Here is a 14,321-nt window from a genome sequence, read left to right on the forward strand (position 1 = left end):
ATGAACAGGAGGCAGGCATGGCAAAGTATATACTTGCACATGATTTAGGAACATCCGGGAATAAGGCGACCTTATTCTCGGAATCAGGACAACTGATAAAAAGTGAGGTCCAGGGATATCCGGCACATTATTTTAACGATACATGGGTAGAACAGGATGCCAATGACTGGTGGGAGGCAGTATGTAAGACCAGCAAAAGGCTGATCACATCTTCCGGGATCGATCCCTCCCAGATCGGGGCAGTCAGCTTTAGTGGTCAGATGATGGGCTGTCTTTGTGTGGACCGCAAGGGGCATCCTTTGAGGCCGTCAATCATATGGGCGGATCAGCGTGCGCAGAAACAGGCTGCGCAGATCGGGGAGCATATCAGCCAGTGGGATTTTTATCATATCGTAGGACATCGGAATACCGCCTCATATGGCGTACAGAAGTTAATGTGGATCAAGGAGCATGAGCCTGAGATCTACGAACAGACTTATAAAGTACTAAATGCAAAGGATTATATCGTATTTAAGCTGACAGGAGAATTTTTTACGGAACCCTCGGATGCTAACAGCATGGCATGTTTTGATCTTGAGAAATGTAAGTGGTCAGAGGAGCTGATAGAATATGCCGGGATCGATGGGGATAAACTGCCCCAAATACAGAAGTCCACGTTTGTTGCAGGGGGTGTGACAGAGGAGGCCGCAAAGCTGACAGGGCTTTATCCGGGGACTCCTGTTGTTATGGGAGGCGGCGACGGATCCGTTGCAAATATAGGGTGCGGCTCTATCGCCCCAGGAAAGACATACTGCTGTATGGGGACCTCTGCCTGGATCACTACTACATCCAAGAAGCCGGTCTTTGATGAAAAGATGAGGACTGTTACGTGGGCACATGTGATTCCCGGTCTATATGCCCCTAACGGAACCATGCAGTATGCCGGAGGCGCATATAATTGGCTGAAAGAGACAATCTGTCTGAAAGAATGCTGTGATGCCGCTGCAGCTGGAACTTCTCCATATGAGTATATGAACAGTCAGATACAAAAAAGTCCGGTGGGTGCAAATGGTGTGATCTTTCTTCCTTATATGCTGGGAGAAAGGGCCCCGCGCTGGAATCCGGATGCGAAGGGGGCGTGGATCGGGCTAAAACCTGAAAATACCCGGGGAGATATTTTAAGAAGTGTACTGGAAGGGATCACCATGAATTTAAGCATCTGCCTTGATATCTTAAGGACACAGGTGGATATTGAGGAGATTCTTGTCATAGGAGGCGGCGCAAAGGGACAGGTCTGGCGCCAGATGATGGCGGATATCTATAACGCAAAGATCTCTGTGCCGGATCTTCTGGAGGAGGCCGGTTCTATGGGAGCGGCAGTGATCGGAGGTGTAGGTGCTGGGATATTCAAGGATTTTACGGCAATCGAGAGGTTTATATCAGTTAATGAGACACAGGAGTCGGACAAGAAGGCGGCAGAGGCATATAAGCCTGTAAAGGAACTTTTTGATGCATGCTATTTTGCATTAGAGGATGTATACAAAAAAATGTCAAGGAGGATTTAATTATGTCAATGATTTCACACAAAACAAGAGCTTTTGGAGCACCGAGCAGATATGTACAGGGACAGTACGAGCTGGATCTGTTAAAAGAATATACAGACGCTTACGGCGACAGAGTATTTATTCTGGTCGATGCCTTTTTCTATGATACATACAGCAAGAAATTCGAGGCAATGTATGCAGAGGGGGAAAGCAGAGTAATCGTACAGGAGTTCAGCGGTGAGATTACTTCTGAAAAGATCGATGAGATCGCAGACAGTGTAAAAGAGTTCGCACCGAATGTTGTTGCAGGCATGGGCGGAGGCAAGACAATGGATACTGCGAAAGCTGTGGCTGATAAATTTAAGGCAGCAACAATTATTATTCCGACGACCGCATCAACGGATGCGCCGACGATCGGACTGTCTGTTATCTATACAGAAAGTGGAGAGCATGTGGGCGCAAGACATTATGTAAAGAACCCGGACCTTGTCCTGCTTGATACAGAGATTATCTCTAAGGCTCCTGTCCGTTTCCTTGTTGCAGGCATGGGAGATGCATTGGCTACCTTTATTGAGACAAGGGCAAACTTAGAATCGCATTCTCCAAACTATGTGGGAAAAGGTTTCTGCGCTACAGTTGCGGTAGAAGCAATTGCAAAGGCGTGCCATGAGACGATACTGAAAAAGGGGTACAGCGCCAAGCTTGCTGCAGAAAAGGGATTATGTACGATCGATGTGGAGGACGTAATTGAGGCAAATACACTTCTGAGTGGTCTTGGTGTCCAAAACTCAAGCTGTGCAGGGGCGCATTCAATCGCAGAGGGGATCACGATCCTTCCGGCTTGTGCAAAGCTTCTTCACGGCGAGGTAGTTGCTTTTGGCATTCTCGTACAGCTGATTATCGAAGGGCGCAGTATGGATGAGATCGAGGAGATCTATGACTTCTTCGATGCGGTAGGGCTTCCTTCTAATTTTGAGATGCTGGGGATCAAAGATGCATCAAAAGAGGATATCATGAGAGTTGCACAGGAATCACTGAAATCCTACTGGGATGTAGAACCATTCCCGGTGACGGCGCAGATGATCTATGATGCGATTATCATGGCTGATGTACTGGGACAAAAGTATCAGGGAATGTAAACAGTGGGGCATGCCATGAAAAACTATATGATCACGATCGATGGGGGAACAACTAATACCAGAGTTGCTTTATGGAATGAGAAGAAGGAGCTTATTTATGCTGCAAAAGCCGAAGTGGGTGTAAGAGATGCCGCGAAAGAGGGAAATAGCAGCAGCTTGAAGACTGCCATAAGTTCTATGGTAAAAGAAATGATGCAGGGAGCTGAGGCTGCACATGCACAGGTCAATGCGGTTTATGCCTGCGGGATGCTGACATCTAATGTCGGCATCCTTGAGGTTCCCCATCTGACAGCCCCGGCAGGTTTGAGGGAATTTGCAAAGGGGGTAGAGGATGTTCTGATGCCGGATATATGTTCTATCCCTATCAGCTTTATTCCGGGAATGAAAAATTTTTCGGGAGAGGTCGGCCGGGATAACCTGGAACAGATGGATATTATGAGAGGGGAGGAGACAGAGACGATTGCATTGATGGAGCTGTGCAAGTCAGAGAATTCTGTCACAGATGCCTCTGGATCTGATATCAGGCGGATAAGGCAGGAGGTATTCCCCCAGGAAGCATTGTATGTCCTGCCCGGATCACATACGAAATTTGTATCGGTCAACGGGAAAGGGCAGATGACCGGCTGCCTGACTTCTATGGCGGGTGAGCTGCTCTTTATGCTGACCTGCGGCAGTGTGTTGACCGATGCTGTAAAAGGGCAGTTTGCCCCGGAAACATATGACAGAGAGATGTTCATAGCCGGAGCGAAGGAAACGTGGGCTACCAGCCTGTCACGTGCCGTCTTTTTAACCAGGATCGTGAATCAGTTTATGGATGGCAGGCAGGAGGCGTGTTCTAGTTTTCTAATGGGAGCTGTATTAGCTGCGGATATTCTTGCGGTAAAAAGAAGCCGTGCCTTAACAATGACCAAGAATACGAAAGTCGTAATTGCAGGAAAAGAGCCGCTGAAAAGTGCGTTGAAAGAATTATTTATACAGGATGGGACATTTAAAGAGGTGACAGCCTTCCAGAATGAGGAGCACATCCCGCTGTCTGGCTATGGGATGTGTGTGATAGCAGAAAAACGGGCATGTATTACGCGGGTGGGTTTGTGATACATGCCCTTATTTATGCAGGAAATCCTTAATACAATCCTTATCAGAGTTGAGGATCCTTGCCGCAGTTGATTGACGAATCCGCCATTATCCGCTACAATAGTCATATTGAATTTAAAAGAAAAGGGGAATTTACTATGGCAAATCCAGTTGTTACATTTGAAATGGAAAATGGAGATATCATGAAAGCGGAGTTATATCCTAAGATCGCACCGAACACAGTGAAGAACTTTATTTCACTTGTAAAGAAAGGCTTCTATGACGGCCTGATCTTCCACCGCGTGATCAGCGGATTCATGATCCAGGGCGGATGCCCGGACGGGACAGGCATGGGCGGTCCGGGATATACGATCAAAGGTGAGTTTAGCCAGAACGGTTTTCAGAATGATCTGACTCATGAGCCGGGAGTTCTTTCCATGGCACGTGCGATGCACCCGGATTCCGCAGGATCACAGTTCTTTATCATGCACAAGAACTCTCCGCATCTGAACGGGGCTTATGCTGCATTCGGCAAGATCACAGAAGGAATGGATGTTGTGAACAAGATCGCTGAGACAGCAACAGATTACAGTGACAAGCCGTTAGAGGCACAGGTCATGAAAAAAGTGACGGTTGATACCTTCGGTGAGGAATACGACGAGCCGGAGATGGCATAGAAAGGCATAGGAGAAAACCACAGATGGAAAAGAGATTACAGAAGCCGGCAGTTGTCTGCCTGCTTGCCTTAATCTGCTGTGCGTTATGGGGGAGTGCATTTCCATGTATCAAAGTTGGATATGAGTGGTTTGGAATAGAAGGGACCGGGAGTCAGATATTATTTGCTGGCTACCGGTTTTTCCTCGCCGGCGTACTTACTTTTATATTCGGATGCATCCTGGAAAAACGGATTCTGACAATGAAGCGTTCTTCCATTCCTTATATCCTGCGGCAGGGGTTTTTACAGACTACAGTGCAGTATTTTTTCTTCTATGTAGGTCTGGCCAATACGACGGGGACAAAAGGCTCCATCATCAACGCATCCAATGCATTTGTCTCGATCGTGGCGGCACATTTTATGCTTAAGAATGAAAAGATGACCTGGCAGAAGGGGCTGGGCTGTATCCTGGGACTGGCAGGTGTAGTAGTGATCAACTTAGCCCCCGGTGCCTGGGGAACCGGCTTTTCGATCCAGGGAGAGGGCATGGTTTTGATCTGCACGATTGCCTACGGAATCAGTACAGTGGTGTTGAAAATGATCTCCGACATGGAAAGCCCGATGACGATCACGTCCTATCAGATCCTGTTCGGAAGTATCCTTTTGATCGTGATCGGATGGGCACTCGGCGGACATGTAGAAGGATTTACGGTAAAATCTACGCTTCTTTTGATCTATATGGCACTGATATCGACGGTGGCATTCAGTATCTGGACGATGCTTTTAAAGTATAATCCGGTGGGAAGAGTGGCTATTTACGGATTTACGATTCCGGTATTCGGGGTCGCACTTTCGGCAATTTTTCTGGGAGAGGAGATCTTTTCCCTGAAAAATCTATCCGCATTGATCCTGGTCAGTGTGGGGATTCTGATCGTCAACAGCACGAAAGCTGTGAAATCATAGCAAGGGTGCAAAGGACAGCGAGTGACAAGTCAGAGGAAAAAAGGATGAGAGCGCAGAAGAAAAAGCTCTCATCCTTTTTCAGTGTCAGAGGTGCCGCCAGGAAATTTGTCTTGTAAAAAATAACCTGATAACGTACAATAATGAACAGTGAAGTATTTTTGTTACAGTAAACGGGCAGTCACGGAGGCAGAGCCGATATGGATATGATTCAGTCAGAGGATCTGATTTTTGAATATGAGAAACGGGATGAAGAGGGAAATGTGATCGGGACGAACCGTGCCATTGACGGCGTGGACATCCACGTTACCCCGGGAGAGTTTGTGGCCATCCTGGGACACAACGGTTCCGGGAAATCTACGCTTGCCAAGCATATGAATGCTATCCTTGTTCCGACAGGGGGGACGATGTGGGTCGGCGGCAGGGATACCAAAGACCCGGCAGAGCTATGGAATGTCAGACAGTCGGCAGGTATGGTTTTCCAGAATCCGGACAACCAGATCATTGGTACGGTGGTTGAGGAGGATGTGGGTTTTGGCCCGGAGAACTTAGGCGTCCCGACAGAAGAGATCTGGAAACGGGTCGAGGACAGCCTAAAGGCAGTGGGGATGCTGGAATACCGCAGCAATTCACCGAATAAGCTTTCCGGCGGGCAGAAGCAGCGTGTTGCGATTGCAGGTGTGATTGCGATGGAACCACAGTGTATCGTCCTGGATGAGCCGACAGCAATGCTGGACCCGAATGGCAGGAAGGAAGTCATCAGAACCGTGCAGGAGCTGCGGAAGCGGAAGAAGGTGACCGTCATCCTGATCACGCACTACATGGAAGAAGTCATTGATGCAGACCAGGTTTATGTGATGGACAGCGGACATGTTGTGATGCATGGGACGCCGAGGGAGATTTTCAGCCAGGTGGATACTTTGAAAAAGTACCGGCTGGATGTGCCGCAGGTCACGATGCTGGCGGAAGAATTGAGGAAAAGAGGTCTGGATCTGCCGAAAGGGATCCTAAGGACTCAGGAGTTGGTGGAGGCATTATGTCAATTAAGTTAGAGCATATCAACTATATATACAGCCCCGGCACTGCGTATGAAAAGCAGGCGCTAAAGGATATCAGCCTGGAGATCACGCAGGGGGAATTCGTGGGAATCATCGGTCATACAGGCTCAGGAAAGTCCACACTGATCCAGCATTTTAACGGCCTGATGAAGGCCACATCGGGAGCACTGTATTATGATGGGAAAAATATCTATGATGCCGGGTATGATATGAAGGAATTAAGGAGCCAGGTGGGACTCGTATTCCAGTACCCGGAACATCAGCTTTTTGAGGTGGACGTATTAAGTGATGTCTGCTTTGGCCCTAAGAATCAAGGTCTTTCCTCAAAAGAGTGTGAAAAGCGGGCTAAGGAAGCGTTGGAACTGGTAGGTTTTCCTGAAAAGTATTATAAGCAGTCCCCGTTCGAACTCTCCGGCGGGCAGAAACGGCGGGCAGCTATCGCAGGAGTCCTGGCAATGCGGCCTAAGGTACTTGTTCTGGATGAACCGACGGCAGGTTTGGATCCCAAGGGCAGGGATGAGATCCTGGACCAGATTGAATATCTGCATAAGAATACAAACATGACGGTCATTCTGGTCTCACACAGCATGGAGGATATTGCCAGATATGTGGACCGGATCATCGTGATGAACCATGGGGAAAAGATGTTTGATGATGCGCCCAAGGAGGTATTTGCCCATTATAGGGAACTGGAAGAGGTGGGACTTGCAGCCCCCCAGGTAACCTATATCATGCATGCGCTAAAAGCCAGGGGGATGGATGTTAACACAAATGCAACAACGGTGGAAGAAGCAGCAGAAGAGATAATGAGGAGTTTCCATGATTAGAGATATTACGATCGGACAATATTATCCGGCAAAAAGTGTGATTCACAGACTGGACCCGAGGGTGAAGATTGTCTGTACCCTCTTCTTTCTGGTCTCTCTTTTTATACAGAACAGTATCCTGGGATATGTGATCGCAACTTTGTTCCTGGGGCTGGTCATTTTTGTGAGCAGAGTGCCTTTGAGGTTTATCATAAAGGGATTGAAACCGGTCATTATGCTCCTTATGATCACGGTATTGTTTAACCTGTTTTTGACAAGGGAGGGAAATGAGCTGGTGCATGTCTGGATCTTCCGCATTACGGATAAGGGATTGAGGGTCACTGTGTTTATGGCAGTCCGTCTTACCTACCTGATCATGGGATCATCCATTATGACATTCACAACAACTCCCAATTCCCTGACTGACGGGATTGAAAAACTGCTCCACCCTTTGAATAAGATCAAGGTTCCGGTGCATGAGGTTGCGATGATGATGTCGATCGCACTGCGTTTTATCCCGATCCTGCTGGAAGAGACAGACAAGATCATGAAGGCACAGATCGCCAGAGGGGCAGACCTGGAAAGCGGAAATGTCATTCAGAAGGCGAAAGCGATGATCCCGATCCTTGTGCCTTTATTTGTCTCTGCGTTTAGGCGGGCTAATGATCTGGCAATGGCAATGGAGTCGAGATGCTACCGAGGAGGAGACGGCAGGACCAAGATGAAACCGCTGATATATGAAAGGCGGGACCGGATGGCCTATGTAGTGATGGTCTTGTATATGGCTGTGATCTTTTATGCAGGCCGGTATATACCGTTTCATCTCTGGATCTTTTAAATGATTCAAATAGCTATTATTTGAGCTATTATTTGGCATTAGAATCAGTGATCTGTTTATGTACAAAATAAGTAGAAGAGGGTTTATGAAAAGAATAAAGTTGACGGTCGCCTATGACGGTACGAATTACTGTGGATGGCAGATTCAGCCGAATGGGATCACGATCGAAGAAGTATTGAATAAAAAGCTGTCAAAGCTGACCGGGGAGGAAATTCGGGTGATCGGTGCGAGCCGCACAGACTCCGGGGTGCATGCTCTGGGAAACGTCGCGGTGTTTGATTCTGAGACGGGCATTCCGCCGGAGAGGATGGCCTATGCTCTGAATCAGCGTATGCCGGAGGATATCGTGGTGGTGAAATCAGAGGAAGTTCCTCTTGACTGGCATCCCAGGTACTGCAATTGTACGAAGACATATGAGTATCACATACTGAATGCAAAAGTACCGGATCCGACCAGGAGATTGACGAGATATTTTGTCTCTTATGATCTGGATCTGGAGAAGATGCGTGAGGCAGCAGGATACCTTGTGGGCGAGCATGATTTTGCCAGCTTCTGTAATGTGCGGACCAATGTTGAGGATACGGTGCGCACGATCTATGATCTGGACGTTTTAAAAAGCGGAGATGAGATTACGATCCGTATCCGGGGAAATGGATTTTTGTATAATATGGTCCGAATCATTGTCGGTACACTATTGCGTGTCGGAAGAAACTTTTACACTCCCGGACAAGTGAAAGATATATTAGAGGCAAAAGACCGGCAGGCAGCAGGGGTGACGGCACCTCCGCAGGGACTGATGCTGGTGGGAATTGAATATGAAAGATAAAAAGGATCAGTGAACGCTGGTTCTTTTTTTGTGCCTGAATGGCAGTGGAGTTGTTAAAAATATGACGATTAAACTAAAATATAAACAGATTTGGAAAAATTTTCAGAAAATAAAGAAATGAAAAATAATTATGCACAAAAAAGAAAAGATTTTTTATTTAATTTCAACAAAAAAGAAATTTTTTCCTAAAAAGCATTGTAATTTTTCACAACGGTGATATTATGAAAATAACAAAAAACAAAACGACATTAAAAGAAAGAGCGGCGGAGTGATTCAAAAGGGAAACAAAAGGAGGAAATGGAAAATGATGAAACCAGAAGAACTAAGGGAGCATTTAAAAGGAATTACAGCAATTAGCATCACACCATTTAAAGAGAATGGTGACTTTGATGCAGTGGGATATGAAAAGAACCTGAAATTCTTATTGAATGGAGGCTTGAACAGAGATAATTCTGTTATCGTAATCTGCGGAAGTACAGGTGAATGCGGTGCGATGGCGACAGATGAACGGAAGATGATCCTGGAGATGGTCTATGATACGATAGGTGATGCGATCCCGATTATTCAAGGCTGCAATAGTACAAACGTAAATGAGTCGATTGAACTCGCACAGCACGCACAGGAGCATGGAGCATCCGGTGTAATGGCACTTTCACCATATTATTATCCGGCGAAGGATGAAAACTGTATTTATGCATTTTATGAAAAATTATCAAAAAATACAGATTTAGGGATTCTATTGTATAACAACTTTGAGGTTATGAATATAGACTGTCCGATTTCCGTTTTAAAGAGATTAAAGGAATTCCCTAATGTTGTTGGTATGAAAGAGTGTACACCGGCTTTCTTTAAGATGACAAGAGTTGTACAGGAGATCGGTGATAAGGTTTCTGTAGTAAATGGACATGGTGAATTTCTTGAACCATATGCAGCTTTAGCAGGAACGACAGGATTTATCTCAAGTATGTGTAATATCGTGCCTGATCGAAGTGTCGCAATATGGAATGCACGTTCAACAGGAAATTATGAAGAGGCAAAGCGAATCAGAAATACCATGATCCCTTATATGGATCTGGCAGTAAAGTATTCAGGAATGGGAGGAGAGTATAAAGTGATCGCACTCCTGAAATACATGGCAGACTTGGCCGGATCTTGTGGTGGATATGTGCGTATCCCGACAGTGCCGCTGAGTGAAGCAGAAAAGGCAGAAGCAAGAGAAGCAGCGAAACAGTGTGGAATTATCTGATGATTGAAAAATATTTTGATTCTAAAAAAGTAGATAGGAAGGTGCCTGTATGAAAATAAAAAATGTGAAAAAAATTGCAAGTTGTTTATTAGCGGCAACCATGACAATGAGCTTACTCGCAGGGTGCGGATCGGGATCAGGTAAAGACGCCAAGACAGAAAAGAAAGATAAGAGTTCCGATGAAAAAGTGACGATCACCTTTATGAGAACCGGAACACCGGAAATATTAAGGGAAATCTTTCAACCAATCATTGAAAAATATGAAAAGGAAAACCCAAACGTCACGATCGATATGCAGGATCTTGGCTGGGCAGATGCAGAGAAGACATTACAGGTAATGGCATCGTCGCAAACCCTGCCGGATATTATGTATCACTTGCCGGCAACTATCTTTGATATGGCGGATAAAGGTTTGATTGAAGATCTAACTCCATATATGGATGATGAATTAAAGGAAGATATGTATCCGGCTCTGTTAGAAGCAGGCCAGTATGATGGCAAGCAATATGTAATCCCCTGTGGTGCAACGACACTGCTGCTTTGGTACAATACAGAACTATTCGAACAGGCAGGATTAGATCCTGACAGCCCGCCGGCGACATGGGACGAATTTTTAGCGGCAGAGAAGGCGATCGAAGAGAAAACAGATGCAGCAGGAGCGGCAGTTTATGCAAAAGCAGCAGGAGGAGAAACTTCATTTCTTTTTGAATCCTTGTTTGCAAGTGAGATCAATGGCCCGACATGGGACGGTAAGATGTATACCTATGATAAAGAGGAGAATAAGCAGGCAGCGCTCAATACTTTAAACTTCATGCAGGAAATGACAAAGTACTCTCAGGGAAATGTAGAAGAATTTGGACGTTTTGATGTCAGAACCTTATTGAGGGATGGAAACGTCGGGATGGTACTGGATGCAGTTAATATTGAAAACCAGATCCAGGAAGGAATGGACAGCGGAAAGTTTAAAGTTGCTCAGCTCCCGGCTGGAGCAAGCGGTGTTCAGACATCTGCGGTCAATATGGGTGGATTCTTTATTCCTACGAATTGTGAACATAAAGAAGAAGCATGGAAATTCCTCCGTTATTTAATGGATACTGAAAATCAGAAGGCCCACAGTGCATACGGCTCTATTCCGATCTTACAGTCCGAGGCAGCAACATATGATGAAAGTGATGCCAATGAAGCTGTTATCATCAAATCTGTTGAGGAAAGTGTACCGGAAGGTGTTTCACCAAAGACGAATTCATTGTGGTCAGTTACAGGAGAACAGCTGCAGCTGCTTATGATGGGCAAGCAGGATGCCGAGACGACTTTGAAAAATATTACAGAAGGACACGAAAAAATTTATAACGAATAAGTCGCATTGGCAGGGACGTATTGACATAGTTCAATACGTCCTGCCATATTCGGGAAAGAAGGGAACAGATGAAGACGAAAAAAAGAGGAAAGTTTGAGCCGTATCTGTTTATTTTACCAACCGCTGTTCTGTTGATCCTGGTGCTGGGGATTCCATTGGTAAACGTATTCAAATTTTCCCTGGGAAAATCTAATATTATCCAGGGATTTCTGGAGTGGAATTCCTTTGAAAATTTCAAGTACCTTACTACTTCAGAATTCGTAAAGGCTCTTGGGGTTACGGCAGTATATGTAGTCTTTGGTGTTGCGGGAATCGTTGTGTGCGGTACGCTTGTTGCGGTTGCACTGAATAAACCAATGCCGCTGCGCGGCGTCTTTAGATCTATTGTGATAATTCCCTGGATTGTGCCACAGGCATTTGCTGCATCCATGTGGAGCTGGGTTTTAAACTCGCAGTTTGGTTTTATAAATCAGCTTCTTATGAAATTAAATTGGATCACAGAGCCGGTAAGTTTTCTTGGTGACGGAAGAGCACTGCCGACAGTGATCATGGTTAGGATCTGGCAGGGGACACCATTTATGATCATCTCCCTGATGGCAGCACTGCAGACGATCCCTTCTGATATCGAAGAGGCTGCTGACCTAGATGGGGCATCGGCAATCCAGCGTTTTCGGTATATTACATTACCGTATTTAAAACCTGTTCTTTCTACTACGACATTGATCGTAACAGCTTGGACGATTCAGATTTTCGATACCGTTTACATTATGACCAATGGCGGGCCGGCAGGTCAAACAGAGTTGGTGGCATTGGAAATATATAATAAAGCCTTTAGGGACTATGATTTGGGGACAGCATGCTCTATCGCATTGCTGGTTCTTCTTATCGTAGGAATCATAGGATTCCTGAAATTTAAAAACGAAAGGCAGGTCGAGGAGTGATGAGTAGAAAAGCAAAACGTAAATGGATGCTCACCGGGAGGATGGCCTTTGTAATTGTATGGTGTCTTTTTACATTGATACCAATTTATACAGCATTTGTCGCATCGCTTACAAAATATGAAAACTTGGGCAAAAATTTTCTCTGGCCTGCTGATCTGTATTTTAGAAATTATATTGATATCTGGCAGAGAATCGATTTACTAGGATATTTTAAAGCGACGATTATCTATGCGGTGGGAACGTCATTGATCAATGTTTTATTGGCGACATTTGCTGCATATGCATTGTCGAGGTATAAGTTTAAAGGGAAGATATTTTACTCATTTATCATTTTCATTACCCAGGTAATCCCACAGGTGGTCATCGCCATCCCGATTTTTATGACCTTAAATAAGATGGGGCTGTATGATACATATATCGGAGTTATTATTGCGATCATTGCGACATCAATGGCGTTTCCTATTTTGCTGCTCAGGAGTTTCTTTGATGGCATTCCGGTCGCGCTTGAGGAGGCCGCCTCCATAGACGGATGTTCCAGGCTGGGGATATTATTCAGGATCATTATCCCGCTGTCAACGCCCGGGATCGCAACAACGTTTGCCCTTTCTTTCTTTACCGGCTGGGGACAGTACCTGTATCCGCTGATCTTGACAAGAAATGCAAACAAAACACCATTAACGGTTGGCATTGCACGTTTGATCGATAATCAAACCCCGTGGGAAATGGTTATGACCGGAACGCTGCTGGCAATCATCCCGGCAATTCTTATTTATCTATGTGCACAAAAGTCGTTAGTACGCGGAATGATGGCAGGAGCTGTTAAGTAAACAATTCATAATACAATAGGAGATGAAACATAATGCAGGAATTGAAGGTTGGAGTAGGTCGATTTGTTGTTGGCACAGGTGCCGTACAGAAGTTGAAAAGTGAGATGCAGTATTTTGGAAAAAAGGCAGTGATCATCGGTGGTCCAGGTTCTGTAGATAAAATTTCAGAATTTGTTAATCTTGCCGAGCTGGGAATCATTTTTAAGCATACTGGTGAATGCTCTAAGCGATGGGCGAAAGAGTATAGTGAAATTGTAAAGAGGGAGCAGTGCGATCTTATTATTGGGATCGGCGGTGGGAAATGCATAGATTTAGCGAAGTGCGCGGCTGCATATGCCAACTGTCCTATCATCATTGTACCAACATCGGTTGCAACATGTGCTGCAAGTTCTGCAGTTTGTATTATGTATACTGATGAAGGAAAGGCTGATGGATCTGTTGCTATGAATCGGGAGGTGGATGTTGTACTGGCTGATTCAGGAATTATCAATGCTTCGCCGAAAAGATTATGGGCAGCAGGTATGGTAGACTCACTGGCAAAACTGCCGGAGGTCATTCATAACCTGAAAATTACGAGCCATAAAGACTGTGATCTGAACAAATACATCTGTTATATTAACGGAAAAGCCATTTGGGAGTTTATCATGGGCGAGGGAGATGCATTTTCGAAACCAGAAAGATCCTTAAAACTGGTAGATGATATGATCGTTACAAATCTGATTCATACATCTATTGTAAGCGGTTTCTCTTCAGGAAGCGGTCAGCTTGCACTAGCGCATGGGTTGTATGATTTTATGCGCCGGGAATTTGTTCAAGAAGCAAAAGATATACTTCACGGTGAGATTGTTGGTGTAGGTTTGATTATGCAGATGTATTATAACGGAGATGATTTGGAAGAAATCAGAAATTTGGAGCATTTTATGGAGCATTTTGAAATGCCGATGAATATGAAAGACATTTATTTTGAAAATACCGCTGCAAACCGTCAGAAGCTTATTGAGTATCTGACAAGCAGTACAAATGTGACAGATATCGGACGATTGGAAAAGGCTCTGGAAAAAATCTTATAGT

14 protein-coding genes are annotated in these 14,321 nt (G+C 45.2%); all 14 read left to right on the forward strand.

All coding sequences use genetic code 11. From position 1 onward, the window contains the following. The first annotated feature begins 17 nt into the window (after nucleotides 1-17). The 14 genes from xylB to AC4OGX_RS18255 all read left to right on the forward strand — a co-directional run bounded on the left by xylB (nucleotide 18) and on the right by AC4OGX_RS18255 (nucleotide 14,320). Nucleotides 18-1,544, forward strand: a complete 1,527-nt coding sequence (gene xylB, locus AC4OGX_RS18190; RefSeq protein WP_493332093.1) for a xylulokinase — start codon at nucleotides 18-20, stop codon at nucleotides 1,542-1,544. A 2-nt stretch (nucleotides 1,545-1,546) separates the two neighbouring features. Further along, a complete protein-coding gene (locus tag AC4OGX_RS18195; protein ID WP_493332094.1) occupies nucleotides 1,547-2,662 on the forward strand; it encodes a glycerol dehydrogenase in 1,116 nt (371 codons plus the stop codon). A 15-nt stretch (nucleotides 2,663-2,677) separates the two neighbouring features. Further along, a complete protein-coding gene (locus AC4OGX_RS18200) occupies nucleotides 2,678-3,757 on the forward strand; it encodes a 2-dehydro-3-deoxygalactonokinase (RefSeq protein ID WP_493332095.1) in 1,080 nt (359 codons plus the stop codon). A 137-nt stretch (nucleotides 3,758-3,894) separates the two neighbouring features. Next, complete coding sequence (locus AC4OGX_RS18205; protein WP_493332096.1) at nucleotides 3,895-4,413, forward strand: peptidylprolyl isomerase; 519 nt, start codon at nucleotides 3,895-3,897, stop codon at nucleotides 4,411-4,413. A 23-nt stretch (nucleotides 4,414-4,436) separates the two neighbouring features. Beyond that, on the forward strand, nucleotides 4,437-5,354 hold the full coding sequence (locus tag AC4OGX_RS18210) for a DMT family transporter (RefSeq protein WP_493332097.1): 918 nt from the start codon (nucleotides 4,437-4,439) through the stop codon (nucleotides 5,352-5,354). Between the two features lie 197 nt (nucleotides 5,355-5,551). Continuing rightward, nucleotides 5,552-6,403, forward strand: a complete 852-nt coding sequence (locus tag AC4OGX_RS18215) for an energy-coupling factor transporter ATPase (RefSeq protein WP_493332098.1) — start codon at nucleotides 5,552-5,554, stop codon at nucleotides 6,401-6,403. Continuing rightward, on the forward strand, nucleotides 6,388-7,236 hold the full coding sequence (locus tag AC4OGX_RS18220; RefSeq protein ID WP_493332099.1) for an energy-coupling factor transporter ATPase: 849 nt from the start codon (nucleotides 6,388-6,390) through the stop codon (nucleotides 7,234-7,236). Before AC4OGX_RS18215 ends, AC4OGX_RS18220 begins: the two co-directional genes overlap by 16 nt. After that, entirely contained in the window at nucleotides 7,229-8,053 is an 825-nt protein-coding gene (locus AC4OGX_RS18225; protein ID WP_493332100.1) for an energy-coupling factor transporter transmembrane component T family protein, read from the forward strand. Before AC4OGX_RS18220 ends, AC4OGX_RS18225 begins: the two co-directional genes overlap by 8 nt. 85 nt (nucleotides 8,054-8,138) lie before the next feature. Continuing rightward, entirely contained in the window at nucleotides 8,139-8,879 is a 741-nt protein-coding gene (truA, locus tag AC4OGX_RS18230) for a tRNA pseudouridine(38-40) synthase TruA (RefSeq protein WP_493332101.1), read from the forward strand. A 304-nt stretch (nucleotides 8,880-9,183) separates the two neighbouring features. Next, nucleotides 9,184-10,125, forward strand: a complete 942-nt coding sequence (locus AC4OGX_RS18235; protein WP_493332103.1) for a dihydrodipicolinate synthase family protein — start codon at nucleotides 9,184-9,186, stop codon at nucleotides 10,123-10,125. A gap of 49 nt (nucleotides 10,126-10,174) precedes the next feature. Next, complete coding sequence (locus tag AC4OGX_RS18240; RefSeq protein WP_493332104.1) at nucleotides 10,175-11,482, forward strand: ABC transporter substrate-binding protein; 1,308 nt, start codon at nucleotides 10,175-10,177, stop codon at nucleotides 11,480-11,482. A 68-nt stretch (nucleotides 11,483-11,550) separates the two neighbouring features. Next, entirely contained in the window at nucleotides 11,551-12,423 is an 873-nt protein-coding gene (locus AC4OGX_RS18245; protein ID WP_493332105.1) for a carbohydrate ABC transporter permease, read from the forward strand. Then, nucleotides 12,423-13,250 carry a carbohydrate ABC transporter permease gene (locus tag AC4OGX_RS18250; RefSeq protein WP_493332106.1) on the forward strand — a complete coding sequence of 276 codons (828 nt, stop codon included), beginning with the start codon at nucleotides 12,423-12,425 and terminating at the stop codon, nucleotides 13,248-13,250. Before AC4OGX_RS18245 ends, AC4OGX_RS18250 begins: the two co-directional genes overlap by 1 nt. 32 nt (nucleotides 13,251-13,282) lie before the next feature. Further along, nucleotides 13,283-14,320, forward strand: coding sequence for an iron-containing alcohol dehydrogenase (locus tag AC4OGX_RS18255; protein ID WP_493332107.1), 1,038 nt, complete (start codon nucleotides 13,283-13,285; stop codon nucleotides 14,318-14,320). The last annotated feature ends 1 nt before the right edge of the window (nucleotide 14,321 follow it).

The organism is Faecalicatena sp. (assembly GCF_058819085.1).